This window comes from Variovorax sp. CCNWLW186 (assembly GCF_037203865.1).
GTDB lineage: Bacteria > Pseudomonadota > Gammaproteobacteria > Burkholderiales > Burkholderiaceae_C > Variovorax.
In genome coordinates this window covers 178,319-199,870 of the sequence record NZ_JBBCBO010000010.1, presented here as the reverse complement: position 1 = coordinate 199,870, position 21,552 = coordinate 178,319, and the positions used below count along the sequence as shown (strand labels likewise).

Below are 21,552 nucleotides of genomic sequence, written 5' to 3'. Positions count from 1 at the left end.
GTCAGGCGACGGCCTCGCCCTGTACCGGCGCGGGAGGCACAGCTTCGGCGGCCTGCGTCAGCGCCGCCAGTGCCTCTGAATCGGTGCGGTAGCTGAAGAGCATCGGCCCGGGCGCGAGCAGTCCAGCACGCTCCAGCACCTGCATCGCGGGCAGCTTCAGCCCGCTCAGATGCAGCCGCACGCCCTTGGCTTCCATCATTCGCCGGATGGAGCCGAACACTTCGGCCCCCGTAATGTCTATGCGATTGATGGGCTGGGCGAAGAGGCACACGTCCGTCAGGTCAGGCCGCTCGGCCAGCGCGACCGTGAGCGCGCGCTCGAGCGTGGAGGCCGATGCGAAGTCGAGCTCGGCATCCATGCGCAGCGCGTACAGATGCGGCGCCAGGGGCGGCAGTTTCCAGAGATTGCGGTCGCGCAGGCTGCCGTCGGGGTGCAGGCCCACTTCGATGATGCGCGGATGCAGGTGGCGGTACATGTAGTGCGCCAGGCTCGCGAGCAGCCCGCCGAGCACGCCCCAGTAGATGCTGGGCGCCGTGGCAATCGTCAGCACGAAGGTACCGAACGCAATGCCCGCCTCGATGCGCGACACGCGCCAGAGCGCGGCAAAGCTCGCCGGCTTGACCAGCCCGAGAATGGCCGTGACCACCACCGCCGCCAGCACCGCCTGCGGCACGTGATAGAGCAGCGGCATCAGCCACAGCAAGGCGCCGGCCACCACCGCCACGCTGAACAGCGTCGCCCACCCGGTCTGCGCGCCCGCATACAGCGTGATGGCCGAGCGCGAGAACGACGAGCTGGTGGGAAAGGCGCCGGAGAAGCCCGAGGCCAGCTTGGCCAAGCCTTGGCCGATGAGATCCTGGTTCTCGTTCCAGAGCGTGCCGGCGCGCGCGTTGTCGACCTTGGCGCTCGATGCGGTCTCGAGAAAGCTCACCAGCGTGATCATCAGCGCCGGCAGCACGAGTGCGCCGAGCGTTGCTGGCGGCAGAACTCCCGGCCAATAGAACGAAGGCAGGCCCGAGGGCAGGCTGCCCACCACCGCGCCGCCACGCAATGCGTAGTTGAGCGCCCAGCTGATGGCCGCGGCTCCAGCCACCAGCGCCATGGTGGTGGGGAAGCGCGGCGCCAGGCGCTTGCCGAGCCACAGCACTGCAATGCTGCCGAGCCCGAAGGCAACGGCCACCAGGTCGGGCGGCGGGCCGCCCTGCAGCACCTGCGGAATGGTGCGCCCGGTGAAGCCCAGCAGCGCCGGCAATTGCGAAATGGCGATGAGCACCGCGGCACCTTGCGTAAAGCCGATGAGCACCGGCGAATTCACCAGCCGCAGCAGCCAGCCGAAACGCCCGGCGCCCAGCACGACCTGGATGGCACCCGAAATCAATGTGAGCCACACCGCCATCGCCACCCATTCGGAACTGCCGGGCACCGCCAGCGGCGCAAGCGATGCGCCCACCAGCAGGCTCGTGAGCGCCGTGGGCCCGACCGACAGCCGCTGCGACGAACTGAAGATCACCGCGACAAGCGCCGGGAAGAGCGCCGCGTAAACACCGGTGACCAGCGGCATGCCCGCCAGGGCGGCGTAAGCCACGCCTTGGGGAATGACCATCAGCGCCACGGTAATGCCCGCCATGGCCTCGTTGCGCAGCAGCGCAGCCGAGGGGCGCGGCCAGGCGAGGCAGGGAACCCAGCGCGAGAGGCGTTGGCGCAGGGAAGAAGAAGAAGAGGGGGAGGCTGCCGGATTCATGAATAAGGAGGGGCACTCTGTTCCGGCGTCAGCTTACCCCCGGCGCCGTGCGCTGCAGCCGCTCGCGCTACGCCCTGCGAAAGAGCAGCACCGAGTTGGTCCCGCCGAAAGCGAACGAGTTGCTGACGGCGGCCTGGAGTTCAGGCGCGGCGGTTTCGCCGGGCTTGACCAGGTTCAGGCTGCAAGCGGGATCGATCTCGCTGCAGTGCGCGTTGGGCGGCAGCTGGCCTCGATGCAGCGCAAGCACGGTGATGACGGCCTCGACCGCACCGGCGGCGCCGAGCATGTGCCCGTGCAGCGCCTTGGTGGAGCTGACGCGCAGATGTTCGAGGTCGTCGCCCCAGACCTCCGCGAGCGCATTGCGCTCGACCACGTCGCCGATGCGCGTGGCCGTGCCGTGGGCGTTGCAGTAGCCCACGTCGCGCGGCTGCAGGCCGGCTTGGCGCAGGGCGGCGCGCAATGCACGGGCCTGCCCGGGGGCGTCGGGCTTGGTGAGGTGCGTCGCGTCGCTGCTGAGGCCCCAGCCCGCGAGCGTGGCGTAGCTGCGGGCGCCGCGGCGGCGGGCGCGCTCGGCCGATTCGAGCACGACGAACGCCGCGCCCTCGCCGAGCGCAAACCCGTTGCGGTCGGCCGCGAAGGGGCGTACGGCGCCGGCTGCTTCGCCGGGCTGGAAGGTGGCCAGCGTCTGCATGGCCTGCCATGCCAGCACGACGCCCGGCACGATGAGTGCCTCGCTGCCGCCGGCAATCGCCAGGTCGACTTCGCCGCGTTGAATGGCCTTGGCGGCTTCGGCAATGGCCACCGACGACGAGGCGCAGGCGACCGAATAGGTGAGCACCGGCCCCTGCACGCCGTTGCGCATGGCCACGTGCGCCGCGGGAGCGTTGGGCATGAAGGCCGGAATGGTGAGCGGCGGCACGCGCATGCCACCGCGGTAGGCCGCCTCGAGCGCCGCGGCGCCGCCCATGCCGCAGCCGGCGTAGACGCCGATGCGCTCCGGGTCGGCGTCTGCACGGTCGAAGCCCGCATCCTGCAGCGCGAGGTCGGCGGCCGCTACCGCGAGCTGGCTGACGCGGTCGACGCCGGCGAGCTGCAGCTTGGTGAACCAGCGTGTTTCGTCGAAAGCCACGGTGGCCGCGGCGGCCGGCTTGGGCAGGTCGGGAAAGATCGGGCGAATGGCCGACTGGCCATCCTGCAGCGCCTGGAACAGCGCATCGGGCTCGCCGCCGTGCGGCGCCATGACGCCCAGGCCGGTAACGCAGACCTCGTGGTTCACGCTGCCTTCGCGGCCCTGACCTTGTCGACGAGCAGCGCCAGTTCGCCCAGCGTGTCGATGTTCGCGTCGTCGTCGGGCATGGTGATGCCGAAGTGGTCTTCGATGGCAAACAGGAACTCGGCCAGTGCGAGCGAGTCGAGTCCGCCGGTTTCGCGCATCGATGCGTTGGGATCGAGCTTCGACGGTTCGATACCGTACTTCTCGTGGATCAGGTCCTGCAATTCCTTCAGCGAACTCATCGTGCGATGCCTGTTGTCGTGTGCCGGCCGCTGATCGATCGCCACCCCTCAGGGTGCTCCATGGGATCGACCCCTTCCTCGCTCGGCGTGTGGGTCAGTGATGGCCAATGATATCCGCTCCCACCAAAGTAGTCGGCCGGTTCCGGTAGGCCGGCCGCCATCGCAGGGAGGGGAGCGCAAAGGCCGTTCCCAGCAGCGCGCCGGCCACTGCGTCGAGCACCACGTGCTGCTTCACGGCCAGTGTCGAGTAGGCAATGGCGGCAAACCAGATCCAGTTGACCACACGCAGAAAGACTGGCGTGCGCGCCTCGCGCAGCACGTGGTCCAGGCGTATGGCCGTGAAGATGGCCACGGCCACGTGCATCGAGGGGCAGGCGTTGCCCGCGGCATCCACACCCTGCAGCATCGCAAAGCCCGGGTAGCCCGACACGTCGATGGTGAGCGGCGGTATTTGCGTGGGCCAGAAGTAGAAGAGGCCCAAGCCCGTGAGGCACAGCGCGCCGATCCACAGTCCGTAGACCACCAGTTCCCGAAAGCCCAGTTGCAGTCCAGGCGCAATGCCAACGTAGAACCAGAGCGAGAGGTAGGCGCCCAGCGTGTAGGGCTGGAACGGTATCAGGTGGTCCAGCGCCGTGAGCGGCATCACCGTGACCGGGTACGCCGGGTTGCGCAGCAGGTGGAAATAGCCGATGAAGAAGAGCCAGGTGAAGGCCGTGGTGCCGATCGCCTTGAGCCAGAAGAGGGAGCGGATGCGCTCGCCGATGTCTGCGGTCCAGGTCAGGGGGCGGTGCGATCGGGAAATGGGCGCCATGGGGCAGGTCGGTCGGGTCCGTGGTTTCTTGGGCCCGCCGATCTTGCCAGAGCGCCATGACGGCGCCATGCGGCTGAAGCGATTGCAGCGGGTCAGGCGAGCGCGGCCGATCGCTTCCGGTGCTGGAACGAGGTTGGCGAGCGCCCCGTCGCTGCCTTGAACATGGCGCAGAACGCGCTGTCGGTCGCATAGCCGCTGGCCGCGGCCACCTGGCTCACGGCCATGCCGCGCGCCAGCAGCGGCAGCGCATGCGCCATCACGGCCTGCTGCCGCCATTGCTGCCAGCTCATGCCGAGCTGGTTGCGAAAGAGCCGCGCCACCGTGCGCTCGCTGGCGCCAATGGCGGCGGCGCGCTCGGCCAGCGTGGCCCGGTCGGCGGGGTTGCGCAGCAGCGCTTCGCAGAGCTGGCGCAGCCGCTTGTCGGTGGGCAGCGGCACGTCGATGCGTATCTGGGTGGCACGCTCCAGCTCGTCGACGAGCAGCGGGGCGATCATGCGTTCGCGCTGGGGCGCATGCGGATCGGCAGGCGGCAGGCCATCGGGCGTGGTGTCGAGCGCGAGCATCAGCGCGCGCAGCAAGGGACTGATTTCGAGCACCTCGCACTTTTCCCACGGCGGGCCGAGCCAGGCATGCAGATAAACGGTGCGCAGCTCGGCATCTTCGATCAGCATGATGCTGTGCGGCATGTTGGCCGGCACCCAGACTGCGCGAGAGGGCGGCACGATGTAGCTGCCGTCCTGCGTGCTGAGCCGGATCACGCCGCGGGTCGAAAAAGTGAGCTGCGGCCAGGGGTGCTGATGCAGTTCGACGAAGGTGTCTGCGCTCAGGAAATGTTCCTTGGCGCGCAGCGGACGCACCGCGTCGGGTGCGTAGAGGTGCGGCGTGAGCGAGGCGACGCTGGTGACCGGTGCCACGTTCGGGCCGCGTGGCTTAGCGGCGCGCGGGCTTGTGGAATCGGTTGAAAAAGAGGTGGAAACGGCGCTTGGCATGGTTTCGACAAATGTTGTCGCTGTATCGCCATTCTGCCGCGACCTGCGGGCATAGCATCGGTGCCTGCCCGGTTTTTTGTAGCAATCCATGTCTTCAACTTCCTCCCCGACAGCCGCCCCTTCCACCAACCTGCGCAGCGATGCCCAGCTGATCGGCCTCGTCGGCCTGGCCCATGCCATCAGCCACTTCAGCCAGCTGATCCTGGCGCCGCTGTTCCCCTGGCTGAAGGACGCGTTCAACGTGAGCTACACCGAGCTTGGCGCGGTGCTGACGGTGTTCTTCGTGGTTTCGTGCGTCGTGCAGGCGGCCTCGGGCTTCATCGTCGACAAGCTCGGTCCGCGACCGGTGCTCTTCGTGGGGCTTGGGGCGCTGGCGCTGGCGGCTTTCGGCTATGCCATGGCCCAGAGCTACTGGATGCTGCTGGCGTGCGCGATCGTGGGCGGCATTGGCAACGGCGTGTTCCACCCGGTCGACTACACGCTCTTCAACCGCAAGGTCGCGCCGACGCGGCTCGGCCATGCGTATAGCGTGCACGGCATCACCGGCAGCTTGGGCTGGGCGCTGGCACCGGCTTTCGTGGTGCCGATTGCCATCGCCTTTTCTTGGCGCGTGGCGCTGGCATCGGCAGGTGCGCTGGCCATCGTGGTGCTGCTGGTGCTCTGGGTTTACCGCAGCGTGCTGTCGCTCGATGTGAAGGCGGTGCAAAAAGCCACCGGCCACGGCGAGCCCGCGCCCATCGGCGGCGAGTTCGACTTTCTGCGCATTCCGGCCGTGTGGATGTGCTTCGGCTTCTTCTTTTTGTATGCCGTCGTGATCAGCGTGGTGCAGACCTTCGCGCCGGTGGCGGCGGGCCATCTGCACGCGGTGCCGGTGGCGCTGGTGGCGGTTTGCCTGACGGTGTACATGGTGGCCAGCGCGGCCGGCATGGTGGCGGGCGGCTTTCTCGCTTCCGATCCGTCGCGCTGCGAGCGCATCGTGGGAACGGGCTTCGGCATTGCGGCGGCCGTGGCGCTGGTGCTGGCCTTTGCGCAGTTTCCGCCGGTGCTGGTGCCGGTGCTGTTCGGCGTGATGGGTTTCGTGTCCGGCGTGGCCGGGCCTTCGCGCGACCTGCTGGTCAAGCGATCGACGCCGCCCAACGCCACGGGGCGCGTCTACGGCGTGGTGTATGCGGGCCTCGATATCGGCCAGGCGCTGGCGCCGCTGGTGTTCGGGCGGCTCATGGACCATGCCCAGTACACGAGCGTGATCGTCGGCCTGGCGCTGGTGCAGGGCGTGCTGATTGCCAGTGCCTTCAATGTGACGAAGGTGCGCCGCACGGCACTGGTGCCGGCCTCGGCCTGACGCGTCGGGCGCCGCCAACATGGCGGTAAGCATGCGGTCGATATCATCGGCCGCATGCAGGCCTTGTATGTGTATGTGATCGCCGGCGCCGTGCTGGCGGGCTTTGTGCAGGGCCTGTCCGGTTTTGCGTTCGGCCTGGTGGCCATGTCGGTCTGGGCCTGGACCCTGGAGCCGCAACTGGCCGCCGTGCTTTCGCTGTTCGGCGCGCTCACCGGCCAGGTGATTGCGGCGGTCACGGTGCGCCGCGCTTTCGACAGGCATGTGCTGTGGCCCTTCGTGCTCGGCGGGCTGGTCGGCGTGCCTTTCGGCGTGTGGCTGCTGCCGCACCTCGATCTGGTGCTCTTCAAGGTTTGCCTCGGCGTGCTGCTGGTGCTGTGGTGTCCTGCCATGCTGATGTCGCAGCACCTGCCAAAGGTGACCTTCGGCGGACGAATCGCCGACGGCATCGCGGGAACCATCGGCGGCGCCATGGCGGGCATCGGCGGCTTCTCGGGCACCATTCCCACGCTCTGGTGCACCTTGCGCGGCTTCCAGCGCGACACGCAGCGCGCGGTGATCCAGAACTTCAATCTCTCGATGCTGCTGGTGGCGTTTGCAATCCACCTGGCGACCGGCAGCATCGGCCGTTCGATGGTGCCGCTGCTGGGCGTGGTGGCGCTCGCCGTCGCGGTGCCGGTGCTCTTGGGCGCGCGGCTCTACATCGGCATCAGCGAGGCGGCGTTCCGCAAGCTGGTGCTGGGGCTGCTGACAGCCTCTGGCGTGGCGATGCTGGCCTCGGGCGTGCCTGCACTGCTGCAGCGCGGCTGAACCGCGGGCTTGCGTCTCTACGCAGTCGGCAAAATCTCGCGCACGCGCGCCCATGGCCGGCACATCAGCGTGCCGCGCGGTGAGACCACGATGGGCCGCTGCAGCAAGATGGGGTGGGCGACGATGAAGTCGAACAACTGGTCGTCGGTCCATTTCGGGTCGGCCAGCTTCAGCTCTTCATAAGGCGCTTCCTTCGTGCGCAACAGGTCGCGCACGCCCATGCCCATGGCCTTTGCCAAATCGCGCAGCTTCCTCTTCGATGGCGGTGTTTCCAGGTAGAGAACGATCTCGGGTTCCACGCCGCTCTCGCGGATCAAGCCCAGCACGTTGCGCGACGTGCTGCAGTTGGGCTTGTGGAAGATGGTCATCGGATACGCAGTGGTCGGGGTGCGTGCGGTCATACGTCGTCGTCAGTCTTTCTGCACCTGCGGGTCCAGCGAAAAAGGAAAGCGCTCCGCCCAGAAATCGGCCAGCCGGGGATCGGCGTCCACGCGCCGCACCACCTGGGCCATGCGCGGCGCCACGCGGTAGAAGCGCTTTCGATGCGGCGTCCAGCGCGACAGCACGGTCACGTAGAGGTCGAGCATGCTGATCTTCTCGCCGAGCAGGTAGGGCGCGGGTTCGTCGATCTGCGTGTCCATCAGGTGCCAGCAGTGCGCAATGCGCTCGGCCGAACGTTCGAGCATCGCGGGCTGGGCTGCAGGGGCGGGCGTGAGCCGCGCCGGATCGTCGCGCACCCAGTACAGCGAATAGATGGCCGCCGGCAGGTAGACCATCCAGCGCAGATAACGCGCACGCAGCGGATCGTTGGGCGCGGGGCAAAGCCCCGCCTCCGGATAACGATCGCCAAGCCAGATCAGGATGGCCGCGCTCTCGGTCATGACCTCGCCCGAAGGCAGCACCAGCGCGGGTACCTGGCGCATCGGGTTGATGCCCGACACGCGCTCGCGCTCGGATTCGCCCTCCCACGGAGAGACGTCGACGGTGTCGACCTGCGCACCGATCAGCGTCAACGCCGCATGAACGGGCGTGGCGCCGGAACCGGGCGCACCGTAGAGGGTGTAGCGGTCGTTCGAAGGAGCGGATGAAAAAGTCATCCGCCCAGATTACTGCAGCAGCCTGCCGCTTGTCACGCGGTGGCCAGCAGCGCGTCGACCTTCTTCAGGCCTTCGAGCGTCTTCACGCAAGCCTCGGCCACTTCGGTGCCCTTGACGGCAAAGTGGCGGTGGAAGTACTTGCGATGCTCCACATGCTCATGGAAATGGTGCGGCGTGAGCACGGCCGAGAAAATCGGCACGTCGGTTTCGAGCTGCAGCGACATCAGCGTGCTGACCACGGTGCTGGCCACGAACTCGTGGCGGTAGATGCCGCCGTCCACCACCAGCGCGCAACCCACGATGGCGGCGTACTTGCCCGAGTTGGCTAGTCGTTTGGCGTGCAGCGGAATCTCGAAGGCGCCGGGTACATCGAACACGTCGATGAGGTCGCGCGCCACGCCGAGCCGTTCCATTTCGGCAAGAAAGGCGTCCCGCGCCTGGTGGACGATGTCGGAATGCCACTGCGCCTCGACAAAGGCGATGCGCTCGCCGCGCGGATTGCCCGACGCGTTGATGGCGGAAAGGGGAAGGTCGTTGATCTGACTCATGGTGTGCCTCTTGAAAGCAGGTTTCCTGAATCAGGGCGCACGAAACCGCACGCCAGACCACGCGCCATTGCACCGGAGACGGCAAAGCGCGCGGGCCAGCCCGCATTTTCGCGCTCTCTTTCATCCGGACTGTGACCGTCGGCTTCGGAATTGCACCGAAATCTGCTGACCCCGCAGCCTGTTTGTTGCAGGCCGCGGGCGCTCGCGGGCTCGTGCGGTTCATCTCTCGAAGAAGCCGCCATTACCGCCGGTGGGGAGTTTCACCCCGCCCTGAGAACGCTTGCCGTCCGGCATGCCGGGCGACGGCGCGATTCTAGGAGCGAGCGGCAGCGTGGGTTGTCGCCGGTGCGCCAGACCTTCCGCGACGCGGGGATTTTCTGTGCAGGCGACCGCGTTTCAGCGCTTGGCGAGGAACTGCGTCATGCGCTGCAGCTCGTCGTCCAGCGCCGCACTGAAGGCCGCATCGCGCGGCTTGCGGCCGACATAGCCGAACGAAGGCTGCAGCCGGCCTTCGGGTGCAGTGACGTTGGCCCAGCCTATGACTCGGTCGTGCCAAAGCAGCGGCAGTGCGTAGTAGCCGAATCGCCGCTGGGGCGCCGGCGTGTAGGCCTCGAACTTGTATGTCCAACCCCACAGCAGCTCGAAGCGGCGGCGGTCCCACACCACGGGGTCGAACGGTGCGAGCAGGCGCACTTCATCATCAGGCGCGTGGCGGCGCGAGGCCGGGTTCTCGCCGGCCGGCCAGTACCAGGTGGTGCCGTCGATGCGGCAGCTTGCAAGCTCTTCACGCGCAAGGCGCAGCGCCGCCTGCGTCTGCGCCGACAGATGCGGGGCGCCGTAGCCGAGCAGCCGCACGAGATACGTCAGGCTCGCAGCCGGCAGCGGTGCGTATTTGCGCACCACCAAGTCGATGAGCGCGGCGGCGCGTTGGGCACGGCCGGCGGGGCTTTCGTCGGCGGGCGCATGCGTGACGGCTTCGTAAACACGCGTGCCGCTGTCGCGCCGCACCACGCGCAGCATGCCGCGATAGTGCAGCCCGTCCAGCAGCCGCGTCGTCGCATTGCTGGAGCCGCCCCAGTAGTTCTTGACGCTGCCATGTGCAAAGTGCTGTTCGACTTCACGCGGATGCACCGGCCCGCGCTCGCGCACGAAGGCCAGCACATCGGCTGCCTTGCGGCGGGTATCCGCGTCCCATTGCTGCCTGGGTTCGCGAGGATGCATCAACGCCAGGTGCTCGCGCGGAAGAAAGCCGTAGTTGACGAGGCAGTCTTCCTCGATGGCCAGGCGTGTGTAGCGGCTCTCAAGATCGCCCGCGCGGTAGTCTTTTACGCGGTGGCGCAGCGTCAGGTCTTGCGCCCGCGCGGGGGCGCGGATCGGGTCTGCCTGAACAAAGCCGAGTTGGCGGATCGCGCCGGGGAGGGTGGTGGGCTTGAAGAGCGTGCGGGCAATTGCATAGCGACGCAGGTCGTCGAGGGTCAGGGTAGCCATGGGCGAATTGCAGCACAAGTGGCTGTTTTTCGTAGCGCTGCTGTTTCGGGGCGCGCACCCGCCTACGGGGTACCTTACTCCGCGAATGTCCCCCGGCCTGCGGCCTCCTCCTTTATTTCGCTGCGCAAGGCACCCCGCCAGCGGGTGCGTTGGACAGAACGGTGGTTGATCAGCGGAACACCAGCAGCGTGCCCAGGTGCACAGGGCATCGGGTGCTCCGCGCAGCGAAATAAAGGAGGAGGGGCGCAGCCCCGGGGGACATTCGCGGAGGGGAGTACCCGGTGGCCTTTGCACAAGCCCTGAACACGACCCCGAATGCGCCCACAGGCAAAAAAATTCAAACAGCCTTCTTATGCCGTTCAATACACACATCGAGCGTCTCGTCACCGCTCCGCTGCCACCAGTCGAGGTTCGAAAAGATCTCGACTTCGCTGAACCCCGCAAAGCCCGCCTCTTCGACCCAGCCGCGGATTTTCTTGAGTTCCACGACGCCGTCGCCCATCATTCCGCGGTCAGACAGCAAGTCGCGTGTCGGCGTGAGCCAGTCGCAGACGTGGTACGCCAGCAGGCGCTCGCGGCCGGCGCGGGCGATCTGCTGCTGCAGCTTCGGGTCCCACCACACGTGATAGATGTCCAGCGCCACGCCCAGCATGCCGCTCTTGCCTGCATCGAGCTCGTCGCAAATGTCCAGTGCATGTTCGAGCGTGTTGATGCAGGCGCGGTCGGCTGCTTGCATGGGGTGCAAGGGTTCGATGGCCAGAGGCATGCCGACTTCGCGGGCGTACTCCAGCGAGGCGGCGATGCCGTCGCGCACTTCGCCGCGCGCACGGCCGATGTCCTTGTAGGCCGCTTTGCCGTCGAGCGCGCCGGGCAGCGCGCCGACCACCAAGACCAGGCAGGGCGCATTCAGCGTCTTGGCCTCGTCGATGGCGCGGCGGTTGTCGTCCAGTGCGGCCTTCAAACCCGCCGCATCGGGCGCGGGGAAGAAGCCGCCGCGGCAGTAGCCCGAGAGGCCAATGCCGTGCGCCTTCAATTGCTTCGCGACCTTGTCGAGCCCGACGGCGGCCACCTGGTCGCGCCAGGGGCTGATCGCACGGATGCCGCGTTCGGCGCACTGGTCGATGATGCGGTCCAGCGGCACCTCGGCGCCCGACTGCTTGCGGATGGTCGCCGTATTGATCGACAGCCAGTCGTGGTTCTGCGAGAAATCGCGCATGAGCTTGCTCAGCCTTCCACGCCGTGCAGTGCCAGCAGCGTCTTCATGCGCCGCACCGCCAGTTCCGGCTGCTCCAGCAGGTTGGCCGCATCGGCCAGCCGGAACAACTCGGCAAAGTGCTGCAGCGACCGCGTGCTCTGCTGGCCGCCCACCATCGCGAAGTGCTTCTGGTGGCCGTTGAGCCAGGCCATGAACACCACGCCGGTCTTGTAGAAGCGCGTGGGCGCCGCAAAGATGTGGCGCGACAGCGGCACCGTGGGGCCGAGAATCGCGTGGAACTTCTCGGTGTTGCCTTGCGCCAGCGCGCCCAGCGCCGCACTTGCTGCGGGCGCGATGGCGTCGAAGATACCCAGCAGCGCATCGCTCTTGCCGTGCGTTGGCTCGCTGCCGAAGCCGTCGCCGGCAATCAGCTCGGCGTAATTGAAGTCGTCGCCGGTATACATGCGAACACCTGCTGGCAGGCGGCGGCGCATGGCGATTTCCTTGTCCTTGTCGAGCAGCGAAATCTTGATGCCGTCCACCTTGTGTGGATGCGCGGCAATCACGGCGAGCGCCGTGTCCATTGCGGCGTCCACATTCTTGCTGCCCCAGTAGCCCGCAAGGGCCGGGTCGAACATGTCGCCGAGCCAGTGCAACACCACCGGCTGTTTGGCCTGGCTCAGGATGCGGTCGTACACGCGCTCGTAGTCGGCCGGGCTCTTCGCCACGCGGGCGAGGGCGCGGCTGGCCATGACGATCAGCTTGCCGCCAAGCGCCTCTATGGCGGCCATCTGCTCTTCGTAGCCGCGGATCACGTCGTCGACGCTCTTCACGTCGTCGATGTTCAGGTGGTCGGTGCCGCAGCCCGAGGCCACCAGCGCGCCGGGCACGTCCTTCGCCGCGTCGAGCGAACGGCGGATGAGCTCCAGCGAGGTCGGCCAGTCCAGGCCCATGCCGCGCTGCGCGGTGTCCATGGCTTCTGCCACGCCCAAGCCCAGCGAGAACAAATGGCGGCGGTAGGCGATGGTGGTGTCCCAGTCGACTGCAGCGTGCAGCCACGGGTCCACCGCGGCCAGCGGATCGGCCACCACGTGTGCGGCCGAATAGGCGATGCGGTTGAACTTGACGCCCGCTTCGGGCTTGACCGGCGCGGTGCCGCGCAGGGCGTAGGGCGCGAGCGAGCCGCTCGCGGTGGGAAGGGTCAGCGAAAGTGCCATGCTGCCTGCCTCAGACCTTCAGCGCAGGCACGTCGATCCAGCGGCGTTTCTTCCACGACTCGAGCGCGGCCTCGACCAGCTGCACGCCCTTGGCGCCTTCGGGCAGCGTCCACTTGTAGGGCTCGTTCTCGACCACATGGCGAATGAAGTGTTCCCACTGGATCTTGAAGCCGTTGTCGTAAACCTGCGAATCCGGAATCTCCTGCCACTGGTCGAAGAAATTCATCATCTGCTTCTCGTCCGGATTCCATACCGGGCGCGGCGTGGCCACGCGCGATTGAGCCCGGCAACTCGAGAGGCCCGCAACGGCCGAGCCGTCGGTGCCGTCGACGTGGAAGGTCACGAGGTCGTCGCGGCGCACGCGCGTGACCCAGCTCATATTGATCTGCGCAATGACCGGCTCGCCGTTGTGGCCGGTGAGCTCGCAGGTGGCGTAGGCGGCGTCGTCGGCGGTGGCCTCATAAGGCTTGCCGGCTTCGTCCCAGCGCTTGGGAATGTGGGTGGCGCCCAGGCACGACACCGACTTGACCTCGCCGAACAAGTTGTCCAGCACATAGCGCCAGTGGCACATCATGTCCAGGATCATGCCGCCGCCGTCTTCCTTGCGGTAGTTCCAGCTCGGGCGCTGAATGGGCTGCAGGTCGCCCTCGAACACCCAGTAGCCGAACTCCAGGCGCACGCTGAGCATGCGACCGAAGAAGCCCGCGCGGCGCAGCATGTCGAGCTTGCGCAGGCCTGGCAGGAAAAGTTTGTCCTGCACCGCGCCGTGCTTCAGGCCCGAGCCTTCGGCCAGGCGAGCGATTTCGACCGCTTCGTTCAGGTTGGTGGCAATCGGCTTCTCGCAGTACACGTGCTTGCCGGCGCGGATGGCCTTGGCCAGCAGCGTGGGGCGCATCTGCGTGGTGCCGGCGTCGAAGAAGATGGTGTCTTCCTTGTTGGCCAGCGCCGCGTCCAGGTCGGTGCCCCAGCGCGCGATGTTGTGCGTCTTGGCGAGCGCTTCCATCTTCTCGGCGTTACGGCCGATGAGGATCGGGTCGGGCATGACCTTGTCGCCGTTCGACAGCGTGACGCCGCCTTGTGCGCGGATCGCGCAGATCGAGCGGATCAGATGCTGGTTCATGCCCATGCGTCCGGTGACGCCGTGCATGATGATTCCGAGTCGTTGTGTAGCCATGTCTTTAGCCGAAAAAGAGTTGGGGAGAAAAGGGAGAAAAGGGAGAAAAGGGAGAAAAGGGAGAAAAGGGAGAAAGAAGAGGGCGGATTACTGCGCGGGCGTCAGGCCGGCAGCCTTGACCAACGCCGCGTTGGTCTTGATTTCGTCCTTGATGTAGGCGTCGAACTGCTCGGGCTTGAGCGTCCACGCATCGGCGCCCAGCTTCAGGAAGCGTTCCTTGACCTCGGGCGAAGCAAGCGCCTTCGCCACTTCGTCGTGCAGCCGGTTGACGATGTCGCGCGGCGTCTTGGCCGGCGCCATCATGCCGATCCAGAAGTTGAACTCGGAGCCCGGCACACCGGCTTCAGCGGTAGTGGGCACGTCAGGCAGCGCGGCCGCGCGCTTGGGCGAGCCAACCGCCAGCGCCAGCAACTGGCCATCCTTGATCTGGCCGATGACCGGCGCGATGGGCGAGAAGTAGTAGTCGACCCGGCCCGACAGCACTTCGGTCACGGCCTCTGCCGAGCCCTTGAACGGGATGTTGGTGGCGTCGATCTTCGCGGCCATCTTGAACTTCTCGGCGTTGAGGTGGGTGGCGCTGCCCTGGCCCGCCGATGCGAAGTTGATGGTGCCGGGCTTGGCCTTGGCCGCGGCGACCAGCTCCTGCAGCGTCTTGATGTTCTTCGACGGAGAGATCACCAGCGCGTTGGGCAGCGACGAGATGGGCGTGACGGCGGCAAAGTCGTTCACCGTGTCGAACGGCAGCTTCGCAAAGGTGGAAGGGCTCACCGTGTGCGACGACGAGTGAATCATGATCGTGTAGCCGTCCGGCGCGGCCGTGGCCACCGCCTGTTGGCCGATGGTGCCGCTGGCGCCGCCGCGGTTGTCCACGACCAGCGTCTGGCCCATGCTCTGGCCCATCTTGTCGGCAATGGCACGCGCAATGATGTCGGTGGTGCTGCCGGCCGCGAACGGCACGACCACGCGAATAGGCTTGTTGGGGTACCCGTTCTGCGCCGATGCCAGACCGGGCATCAAGGCGGCGAGGCAGGTGAGCGTGGCGAGTGCAGTGGTGCGTGCAAGTTGCTTCATGGTTGTCTCCGTGCGGTCGGGCCGCCTTGTCTTGATCGATTAATTCACCAATAAGTGAATTAGACAATTCTAGGAAGGCTGGCGCCGCGGCGCAACCGCCGCTGATTGGTAAATACCCGGAGATGGAGAAAGGGCGCCCGAAGGCTCAGTGCAGCACGTAGCCCAGCACGAGGTCGGTCATGTGCGAGAGGCGCTGCGCCATGGCCTTTGGCGCGCGCAGGTCACGGCCGAAGACGGCCGAGAGCGTGTGGTTGTTCGACAGGTAGAAATAGCAGAGCGAGGCGATCGAGATGTAGAGCTGCACCGGATCGACGCCGGCGCGAAACAGCTTGTCGCGCTTGCCGCGCTCGAGCACCGTGTCGAGCAGCTGCACCAGCGGCGAGTTCATCTCCTGGATACGCTCGGAGCGCTTGAGGTGCGCGGCGCAGTGCAGGTTCTCGCTGTTGAGCAGCGTGATGAACTCGGGATGCTCGAGATAGTAGTGCCAGGTGAACGAGACCAGTTGGCGGATGGCCTCGACCGGATCGATCTCGTCCAGGTGCAGCTGCTGCTCGGCCTCGCGGATGTCGGCATAGGTGCGCTCGAGCACTGCCAGGAACAGGTCGTCCTTGCTGCCGAAGTAATAGTAGATGAGGCGCTTGTTCAGCCCCGCGCGCGCGGCGATGCTGTCCATGCGGGCGCCGGCCAGGCCCCGCTGCGCAAACTCGTCGCGTGCCGACGCAAGAATGGCCAGCTGCGAGCGATCGGCGTCGCGGGAGCGCGGCTCGATGGCTTCGGGTGGGGAATCTTTCGCGGCTTTCATCGCGCGAATTTAACCATTTGGTGAATTAACGCAAGGCGTTGGGAGCGGGCGCACATAATTCCGAAGACATTTGCAGCTGAGGTTCGACTTCTCATGAGTACATCACAACCCGCCGGCCACCTGATCGTCGAATGCCTGGTCGAGCAGGGCATGGAGATCGCGTTCGGCGTTCCAGGCGAAAGCTTTCTTGCCGTGCTCGACGGCTTTCATGCCTACCGCGATCGCGCGCGGTTCATCGTCAATCGCCAGGAGGGCGGCGCCGCCTTCATGGCGGAGGCGCACGGCAAGCTCACGGGGCGGCCGGGCGTGTGCTTCGTCACCCGCGGGCCGGGCGCCACCAACGCATCGATCGGCGTGCACAACGCTTTCCAGGATTCCACGCCTATGGTGCTGTTCGTCGGCGACGTGGGCAGCGACTTTCGCGACCGCGAGGCCTTCCAGGAAGTGGACTACGGCAGCTTCTTCGGGCCGAGCACCAAGGGCTTTGCCAAGCGCGTGGAGCGCATCGACGACGCGGACCGCATCCCTGAGTACGTGGCGCGCGCGTTTTCTACAGCGATGAACGGAAGGCCCGGACCGGTGGTGCTGGTGCTGCCTGAAGACATGCTGCGCACGCAGACCGCGTCGCGCCCGCTGCCGCGCGTGGACGCCGTTCAGCCCTGGAGCGACCCCGGCTCGCTGCGCACCTTGCGCGAGCTGCTGCTTCAGTCGCAGCGGCCGCTGGTTATTGCGGGCGGCGGCGGCTGGACGACGCAGGCCGCGCAGGCGCTGCAGCGCTTTGCCGAGAACTGGCGGCTACCCGTTGCCAATGCGTTCCGCTTTCAGGACACCTTCGACAACCATCATCCGCTCTACGCGGGCGACGTTGGCATTGCCATCAATCCCAAGCTCGCGCAGCGCGTGAAAGACAGTGATCTCATCATCGCCATCGGCCCGCGGCTGGGTGAGATGACGACCGGCGGCTACACCCTGCTGGAAGCGCCAAAGGCCAGGCAGAAGCTGGTGCACATCCACGCGAGCGCGGAAGAACTCAACCGCGTCTACCAGGCAGACCTGGCCATCAACGCCGGCATGAGCGCCGCCGCGCGCGGCCTCGAGGTGCTGAGTGCGCCCAATACCTTGCCGTGGGAGGAGTGGGCCGCGCAGGCGCATGCGGACTACGAAGCGAACCTGGAGCCGCAGGCGCTCGCGGGCATGCCGGCTGAAACGCCGCGCGGCCCGGTCGACATGGCGGAGGTGGTCGCGCTGCTGCAAAAGCACCTGCCGCCGGATGCGGCCATCACCAACGGGGCCGGCAACTTTGCGAGCTGGGTGCACCGCTATTTCCGATATCACGGGCTTGCCAAGGGCAGCAAGACGCAGCTGGCGCCCACCAGCGGCGCCATGGGCTATGGCGTGCCAGCGGGTATTGCGGCCAACCTTGCGACCGGCCGGGTGGCCTTCACGATTGCGGGCGACGGCGATTTTCTGATGACAGGGCAAGAGCTCGCGACGGCCTCGCAGCATGGCGGCAAGAGCATCATCGTGCTGCTGAACAACGGCATGTTCGGCACCATCCGCATGCACCAGGAGCGCGAATATCCGGAACGCACGAGCGGCACTGCCCTCCGCAACCCCGACTTCTGCGGCCTGGCGCGGGCCTATGGCTATGCCGCCGAACGCGTGACGGAAACCGCACAGTTCGAAGCCGCGCTGCTGCGCGCACTGGCGGCCGATACGGGCACGCTGATCGAGATTCCGCTGGACCCCGAGGTGATCACGACGCGCGGCACGCTGGCGTCGATCACGCGTGCGGCGCAGGCGCGGGGCTGAACGAGCAGGGCGCGCCGAGCGTCGCGCGCGGCGAAAAAAAAGCCGGCATGTGCCGGCTTTTTGATTCGGGAGCGCGATGAACGCGCAGTACCCGAGCGCTTACTTGACGTGCTTGCCGATCAGCGCGGCCAGTTCGAACATCGACACTTGCGGCTTGCCGAAGATTTCCTTCAGCTTGGCGTCGGCGTTGATGTTGCGCTTGTTGGCCTTGTCTTGAAGGTTGTTCTTCTTGATGTAGTCCCACAGCTTGCTCACGACTGCGGTGCGCGGCAGAGGCGTCGAACCGACCACAGCGGCGAGTGCCGGGCTGGGGGTCAGGGCCTTCATGAACGCGGCGTTGGGCGTGCGCTTCTTGGCGGGAGTGGCCTTCTTTGCAGGAGCCTTCTTCGCCGGTGCAGCCTTCTTCGCAGGAGCAGCCTTCTTTGCGGGAGCTGCCTTCTTGGCCGGTGCGGCCTTCTTTGCAGGAGCCGCAGCCTTCTTGGCGGGAGCGGCCTTCTTTGCCGGAGCTTTCTTGGCCGGAGCCTTCTTTGCAGTTGCCATGGTTGATTTCCTTTTTTGGTTGAACAGTCACCAATGAAAAACTTGCGTCTCCAGTGGCATTGCGGATGCTAAAGGAGAAAAAACGCGTTTCCAAGGGAAAAAGAGCTTTTTTCATTGGGAGTTGTTGTTTTTTCAGAGGGGAGAACCCGAGGTTTTCACCTCCGGCGTTCAGGCCAGGTCGCCAGCACCACACCAATGAGCGCGAGCGCGAATGCAAAGAGCTGTGCTGCGGAGAGGCTTTCGCCGAGCACCAGCACGCCCACGAGGGCCGCGCTCACGGGCAGCATCACCGCGAAAACACCGGCTTGCGCAGCGGGCACATGGCGCAGGCCCGTCATCCAGAGCCACACGGTCCAGATGCTCGCTGCGAGTGCGTAGACCACGAGCAAGGCCCAGGTGCCGATGCGCACGGCCGAGAAGTCGAACTGCAGTGCGAACCAGATGCCGAAGGGCATCGACAGCACGAAGCCCCAGAGGTTGATGAGCGACGAAATCCGCTTGGGCCCCAGGTGGCCGGTGAGCGACTTCCCGATTACCGCATAGGCTGTCTCGCAAAGCACCGCGCAGAACACGAGCAGGTTGCCGAGCCATGGCATCGATGAGGACGCCGCGCTGTCTGTAGTTGCCGGTGCATGCGCCGGCGTGAGGGCCAGCAAGCCAATGCCGAGCGCGGCGCAACCGATGGCAAGGCCGATGCGCACCGTGATGCGTTCGCGCAGGAAGAGCCAACTCGCCACCGCCACGGCCGCAGGAATGGACGCCATGATCACGCCCGCGGACACCGCGCTGGTGAGGCTCACGCCGAACAGCATGAAGATCGAGAACAGGAAATTGCCAAGGAACGATTCCAGGAAGACGAGGCCGCGCGTGCGCGCGCTCATGGGCGCTTCGTCTGGCGCGCGTCGAAGCCAATGCGGCATGGCCAGTGCTGCGATGCCGAACCGCAGCCATGCGAGCAGCAGCACCGGAAAGGCCGCCACCAGCGGTTTGGAAAGGGCGACGTAGCCGCCGACGAGCGACATGCTCAACGCCAGGCAGCCATAGGCCACAAGACGGCTGGAGGCGGGAGCGGCGGTGTTCAATAGACTGGACGGCTTGTTGGGAACGATGGATTCAATGATGCCGCAATCGCTGGAATTCGATGGCGCACCGGCCGTGCGCACACCAGGCCATGTCTTCGTCTACGGCACGCTGCGCCGCGGCGGGCGCAACGACATCGCGCGCTTTCGGCCTGAACCGATCCATGTGGCCGACGCCGCCATCCCCGGCACCTTGTACGACCTGGGCGCATATCCCGGTTTGGTGCTGAACGGAAAAGGACGCGTGCTGGGCGAGATCTACCGCATCGAGCCCGAGGTGGAGGCGGCGCTCGACGTGCTCGAGGAAGTTGCGGACGACGACTCCGGCGAATACATCAAGCGACGTGTGACGGTGGATGCCGGAACCGGGCAGTTCGAATGCCTGGTCTACGAAATCCATCCAAATCGGATCAATGGGCGAGCGGTGATTGGCAGCGGGGACTGGATTGCGCATGCCGCTGCCAGTGAGTGAAATGAGTGGGCTGCCGCGATGGCTTTTCACAACCGAAGCAGGGATTGCACATTGCGAAATGAGAGGCTGCTGCATTGCAATATTTTTTCTCGATATGAGAAAAATAATTTTGCATGGAGAAATACTGCCGTAAGTTGTTGATTTTGATAGGCTAAAAATATGTCTTCTATAAGACATAAGAGTGTTGCTTGCGCTTAAAGTAACTCCACGGCCGCAGCGCCCAACCTTCAATCAACCTCACGGAGTGACCATGCCCCAGACCCTTACCGAACAACTGAGCCGCGAACAGCAAATTGCCGCCCTCGAGAAAGACTGGGCCACCAATCCCCGCTGGAAGGGCATCAAGCGCGGCTACAGCGCGGCCGACGTGGTGCGCCTTCGCGGCTCGTTCCCCATCGAGCACACGCTGGCCCGCCGCGGCGCCGAGAAGCTCTGGGAGCTGGTGAACAACGAGCCCTACGTCAACTGCCTCGGCGCGCTCACGGGCGGCCAGGCCATGCAGCAGGTGAAGGCCGGCGTGAAGGCCATCTACCTGTCGGGCTGGCAGGTTGCGGCAGATGCCAACAGTTATTCGTCGATGTACCCCGACCAGTCGCTGTATCCGGTGGATTCGGTGCCCAACGTGGTCGAGCGCATCAACAACACCTTCCGCCGCGCGGACGAAATCCAGTGGTCGAAGAACGTGAACCCGGGCGACAAGGGCTATGTCGATTATTTCGCCCCCATCGTTGCCGATGCCGAAGCAGGCTTTGGCGGCGTGCTGAACGGCTTCGAACTGATGAAGGCCATGATCAAGGCCGGCGCCGGCGGCGTGCACTTCGAAGACCAGCTCGCCTCGGTCAAGAAGTGCGGCCACATGGGCGGCAAGGTGCTCGTGCCCACCACCGAGGCCGTGCAGAAGCTCATCGCCGCGCGCATGGCGGCTGACGTTTGCGGCACGCCGACGCTCGTGATCGCCCGCACCGATGCGGAAGCGGCCGACCTCATCACGAGCGACTACGACGAGAACGACAAGCCCTTCCTGACCGGTGAGCGCACCGCGGAGGGCTTCTACAAGACGAAGAAGGGCATGGACCAGGCCATCAGCCGCGCCGTTGCCTACGCGTATTACGCCGATCTGGTGTGGTGCGAAACCGGCACGCCCGACCTCGAGTTCGCCCGCAAGTTCGCTGAAGCGGTGCACAAGGTGCATCCCGGCAAGATGCTGGCCTACAACTGCTCGCCGTCGTTCAACTGGAAGAAGAACCTCGACGACGCGACCATTGCCAAGTTCCAGAAGGAACTGGGCGCCATGGGCTACAAGTACCAGTTCATCACGCTGGCCGGCATCCACTCGATGTGGTTCAACATGTTCGACCTGGCGCAAGACTACGTGCAGCGCGGCATGTCGGCCTATGTCGAGAAGGTGCAAGAACCCGAGTTCGCAGCACGCGACCGCGGCTACACCTTCGTGTCGCACCAGCAGGAAGTGGGCACCGGCTACTTCGACGAGGTGACCACGGTCATCCAGGGCGGCAAGTCCAGCGTCACGGCGCTGACGGGCTCGACCGAAGAAGAACAGTTCCACTGATCGGCCGTTACTCGAACTGCCTGAATAGGCGGTTCGCGGCCACCTACGAGCCCGGCCCCGCGCCGGGCTTTTTCGTCTGGGCATGCAAGACCCGATGCCGACGGCCTGAACCGGCAGCGGATAGAATCGCGGTCTCTGCACCAACAAGAGCGAGAAAGGCACCCTGGTTATGACACCGCGAACTACTCCGCAAGGATTCAGCGGCTTTTTCTTCTTCGAAGGAAAAGGCCGGTAGACCGCGCTCGCTGGTTTCTTCCAGCTCTCACACCAGGCAAAGCGCGG

General features: G+C 65.8%; 21 protein-coding genes and 1 riboswitch. Of the genes, 5 read left to right on the top strand and 16 right to left on the bottom strand.

Annotated features, from left to right (window positions below):
- Position 1: 1 nt before the first annotated feature.
- The 5 genes from V9K97_RS14820 to V9K97_RS14800 form a co-directional block, all read right to left on the bottom strand.
- On the bottom strand, positions 2–1,741 hold the full coding sequence (locus tag V9K97_RS14820) for a SulP family inorganic anion transporter (protein ID WP_337318932.1): 1,740 nt from the start codon (positions 1,739–1,741) through the stop codon (positions 2–4).
- A 67-nt stretch (positions 1,742–1,808) separates the two neighbouring features.
- Entirely contained in the window at positions 1,809–3,017 is a 1,209-nt protein-coding gene (locus V9K97_RS14815) for a beta-ketoacyl-[acyl-carrier-protein] synthase family protein (protein WP_337318929.1), read from the bottom strand.
- Entirely contained in the window at positions 3,014–3,256 is a 243-nt protein-coding gene (locus tag V9K97_RS14810; protein ID WP_126748885.1) for an acyl carrier protein, read from the bottom strand. The genes V9K97_RS14815 and V9K97_RS14810 overlap by 4 nt, the downstream gene beginning before the upstream one ends.
- A 94-nt stretch (positions 3,257–3,350) precedes the next feature.
- Positions 3,351–4,067 carry a phosphatase PAP2 family protein gene (locus tag V9K97_RS14805; RefSeq protein WP_337295196.1) on the bottom strand — a complete coding sequence of 239 codons (717 nt, stop codon included), beginning with the start codon at positions 4,065–4,067 and terminating at the stop codon, positions 3,351–3,353.
- Positions 4,068–4,159: 92 nt separating this feature from the next.
- Positions 4,160–5,056 (bottom strand): AraC family transcriptional regulator, encoded by an 897-nt coding sequence (locus V9K97_RS14800; RefSeq protein ID WP_260590770.1) that lies wholly within the window; start codon positions 5,054–5,056, stop codon positions 4,160–4,162.
- An 88-nt stretch (positions 5,057–5,144) separates the two neighbouring features.
- On the opposite strand from V9K97_RS14800, the gene V9K97_RS14795 reads away from it, so the two are divergent.
- A complete protein-coding gene (locus V9K97_RS14795; RefSeq protein WP_337318927.1) occupies positions 5,145–6,398 on the top strand; it encodes an MFS transporter in 1,254 nt (417 codons plus the stop codon).
- 54 nt (positions 6,399–6,452) lie between these two features.
- Entirely contained in the window at positions 6,453–7,205 is a 753-nt protein-coding gene (locus V9K97_RS14790) for a sulfite exporter TauE/SafE family protein (RefSeq protein ID WP_337295195.1), read from the top strand.
- A gap of 17 nt (positions 7,206–7,222) precedes the next feature.
- Here V9K97_RS14790 and arsC read toward each other — a convergent pair whose 3' ends face one another.
- The 9 genes from arsC to V9K97_RS14745 form a co-directional block, all read right to left on the bottom strand.
- Positions 7,223–7,606: an arsenate reductase (glutaredoxin) gene (arsC, locus tag V9K97_RS14785; protein ID WP_337295194.1), complete on the bottom strand. Its 384-nt coding sequence runs from the start codon at positions 7,604–7,606 to the stop codon at positions 7,223–7,225.
- A 9-nt stretch (positions 7,607–7,615) separates the two neighbouring features.
- Positions 7,616–8,302: a glutathione S-transferase family protein gene (locus V9K97_RS14780; RefSeq protein ID WP_337318925.1), complete on the bottom strand. Its 687-nt coding sequence runs from the start codon at positions 8,300–8,302 to the stop codon at positions 7,616–7,618.
- Between the two features lie 32 nt (positions 8,303–8,334).
- Complete coding sequence (locus V9K97_RS14775; protein ID WP_258505341.1) at positions 8,335–8,850, bottom strand: 6,7-dimethyl-8-ribityllumazine synthase; 516 nt, start codon at positions 8,848–8,850, stop codon at positions 8,335–8,337.
- A gap of 108 nt (positions 8,851–8,958) precedes the next feature.
- A riboswitch (FMN riboswitch) is annotated at positions 8,959–9,132 on the bottom strand.
- 114 nt (positions 9,133–9,246) lie between these two features.
- A complete protein-coding gene (locus V9K97_RS14770) occupies positions 9,247–10,338 on the bottom strand; it encodes a DNA glycosylase AlkZ-like family protein (RefSeq protein WP_337318923.1) in 1,092 nt (363 codons plus the stop codon).
- 337 nt (positions 10,339–10,675) lie between these two features.
- Positions 10,676–11,554: a sugar phosphate isomerase/epimerase family protein gene (locus V9K97_RS14765; RefSeq protein WP_337318921.1), complete on the bottom strand. Its 879-nt coding sequence runs from the start codon at positions 11,552–11,554 to the stop codon at positions 10,676–10,678.
- A gap of 8 nt (positions 11,555–11,562) precedes the next feature.
- Complete coding sequence (locus V9K97_RS14760) at positions 11,563–12,750, bottom strand: dihydrodipicolinate synthase family protein (protein WP_337318919.1); 1,188 nt, start codon at positions 12,748–12,750, stop codon at positions 11,563–11,565.
- Between the two features lie 10 nt (positions 12,751–12,760).
- On the bottom strand, positions 12,761–13,924 hold the full coding sequence (locus V9K97_RS14755) for a Gfo/Idh/MocA family protein (RefSeq protein WP_337318917.1): 1,164 nt from the start codon (positions 13,922–13,924) through the stop codon (positions 12,761–12,763).
- Positions 13,925–14,011: 87 nt separating this feature from the next.
- Positions 14,012–14,995 (bottom strand): tripartite tricarboxylate transporter substrate binding protein, encoded by a 984-nt coding sequence (locus V9K97_RS14750; RefSeq protein WP_337318915.1) that lies wholly within the window; start codon positions 14,993–14,995, stop codon positions 14,012–14,014.
- 145 nt (positions 14,996–15,140) lie between these two features.
- Positions 15,141–15,797: a TetR/AcrR family transcriptional regulator gene (locus tag V9K97_RS14745; protein ID WP_126748897.1), complete on the bottom strand. Its 657-nt coding sequence runs from the start codon at positions 15,795–15,797 to the stop codon at positions 15,141–15,143.
- Positions 15,798–15,890: 93 nt separating this feature from the next.
- On the opposite strand from V9K97_RS14745, the gene V9K97_RS14740 reads away from it, so the two are divergent.
- Positions 15,891–17,609, top strand: coding sequence for a thiamine pyrophosphate-binding protein (locus V9K97_RS14740; RefSeq protein WP_337318912.1), 1,719 nt, complete (start codon positions 15,891–15,893; stop codon positions 17,607–17,609).
- A 99-nt stretch (positions 17,610–17,708) separates the two neighbouring features.
- Here the strand turns inward: V9K97_RS14740 and V9K97_RS14735 are convergent, their stop codons facing one another.
- Together V9K97_RS14735 and V9K97_RS14730 are read right to left on the bottom strand one after the other, a co-directional pair.
- Entirely contained in the window at positions 17,709–18,149 is a 441-nt protein-coding gene (locus V9K97_RS14735; RefSeq protein ID WP_337318910.1) for an SWIB/MDM2 domain-containing protein, read from the bottom strand.
- A 155-nt stretch (positions 18,150–18,304) separates the two neighbouring features.
- The gene (locus tag V9K97_RS14730) at positions 18,305–19,231 is read right to left on the bottom strand and encodes a DMT family transporter (protein ID WP_337318908.1); all 927 of its coding nucleotides are present in this window, start codon (positions 19,229–19,231) and stop codon (positions 18,305–18,307) included.
- Between the two features lie 37 nt (positions 19,232–19,268).
- Between V9K97_RS14730 and V9K97_RS14725 the strand changes: the two genes are divergently transcribed.
- Together V9K97_RS14725 and aceA are read left to right on the top strand one after the other, a co-directional pair.
- On the top strand, positions 19,269–19,700 hold the full coding sequence (locus tag V9K97_RS14725) for a gamma-glutamylcyclotransferase family protein (protein WP_443303403.1): 432 nt from the start codon (positions 19,269–19,271) through the stop codon (positions 19,698–19,700).
- Positions 19,701–19,950: 250 nt separating this feature from the next.
- Positions 19,951–21,270: an isocitrate lyase gene (gene aceA / locus V9K97_RS14720; RefSeq protein WP_337295184.1), complete on the top strand. Its 1,320-nt coding sequence runs from the start codon at positions 19,951–19,953 to the stop codon at positions 21,268–21,270.
- The last annotated feature ends 282 nt before the right edge of the window (positions 21,271–21,552 follow it).

Excerpts from the sequence above, each read along its gene's own strand:
- V9K97_RS14765 (WP_337318921.1), bottom strand. The coding sequence starts at position 11,554 with ATGCGCGATTTCTCGCAGAACCACGACTGGCTGTCGATCAATACGGCG.
- V9K97_RS14735 (WP_337318910.1), bottom strand. The coding sequence starts at position 18,149 with ATGGCAACTGCAAAGAAGGCTCCGGCCAAGAAAGCTCCGGCAAAGAAG.
- V9K97_RS14805 (WP_337295196.1), bottom strand. The coding sequence starts at position 4,067 with ATGGCGCCCATTTCCCGATCGCACCGCCCCCTGACCTGGACCGCAGAC.
- aceA (WP_337295184.1), top strand. The coding sequence starts at position 19,951 with ATGCCCCAGACCCTTACCGAACAACTGAGCCGCGAACAGCAAATTGCC.
- V9K97_RS14795 (WP_337318927.1), top strand. The coding sequence starts at position 5,145 with ATGTCTTCAACTTCCTCCCCGACAGCCGCCCCTTCCACCAACCTGCGC.
- V9K97_RS14745 (WP_126748897.1), bottom strand. The coding sequence starts at position 15,797 with ATGAAAGCCGCGAAAGATTCCCCACCCGAAGCCATCGAGCCGCGCTCC.
- V9K97_RS14725 (WP_443303403.1), top strand. The coding sequence starts at position 19,269 with ATGCCGCAATCGCTGGAATTCGATGGCGCACCGGCCGTGCGCACACCA.
- V9K97_RS14820 (WP_337318932.1), bottom strand. The coding sequence starts at position 1,741 with ATGAATCCGGCAGCCTCCCCCTCTTCTTCTTCTTCCCTGCGCCAACGC.
- V9K97_RS14750 (WP_337318915.1), bottom strand. The coding sequence starts at position 14,995 with ATGAAGCAACTTGCACGCACCACTGCACTCGCCACGCTCACCTGCCTC.
- V9K97_RS14740 (WP_337318912.1), top strand. The coding sequence starts at position 15,891 with ATGAGTACATCACAACCCGCCGGCCACCTGATCGTCGAATGCCTGGTC.
- V9K97_RS14760 (WP_337318919.1), bottom strand. The coding sequence starts at position 12,750 with ATGGCACTTTCGCTGACCCTTCCCACCGCGAGCGGCTCGCTCGCGCCC.
- V9K97_RS14790 (WP_337295195.1), top strand. The coding sequence starts at position 6,453 with ATGCAGGCCTTGTATGTGTATGTGATCGCCGGCGCCGTGCTGGCGGGC.
- V9K97_RS14770 (WP_337318923.1), bottom strand. The coding sequence starts at position 10,338 with ATGGCTACCCTGACCCTCGACGACCTGCGTCGCTATGCAATTGCCCGC.
- V9K97_RS14775 (WP_258505341.1), bottom strand. The coding sequence starts at position 8,850 with ATGAGTCAGATCAACGACCTTCCCCTTTCCGCCATCAACGCGTCGGGC.
- V9K97_RS14800 (WP_260590770.1), bottom strand. The coding sequence starts at position 5,056 with ATGCCAAGCGCCGTTTCCACCTCTTTTTCAACCGATTCCACAAGCCCG.
- V9K97_RS14755 (WP_337318917.1), bottom strand. The coding sequence starts at position 13,924 with ATGGCTACACAACGACTCGGAATCATCATGCACGGCGTCACCGGACGC.
- V9K97_RS14810 (WP_126748885.1), bottom strand. The coding sequence starts at position 3,256 with ATGAGTTCGCTGAAGGAATTGCAGGACCTGATCCACGAGAAGTACGGT.
- V9K97_RS14780 (WP_337318925.1), bottom strand. The coding sequence starts at position 8,302 with ATGACTTTTTCATCCGCTCCTTCGAACGACCGCTACACCCTCTACGGT.
- arsC (WP_337295194.1), bottom strand. The coding sequence starts at position 7,606 with ATGACCGCACGCACCCCGACCACTGCGTATCCGATGACCATCTTCCAC.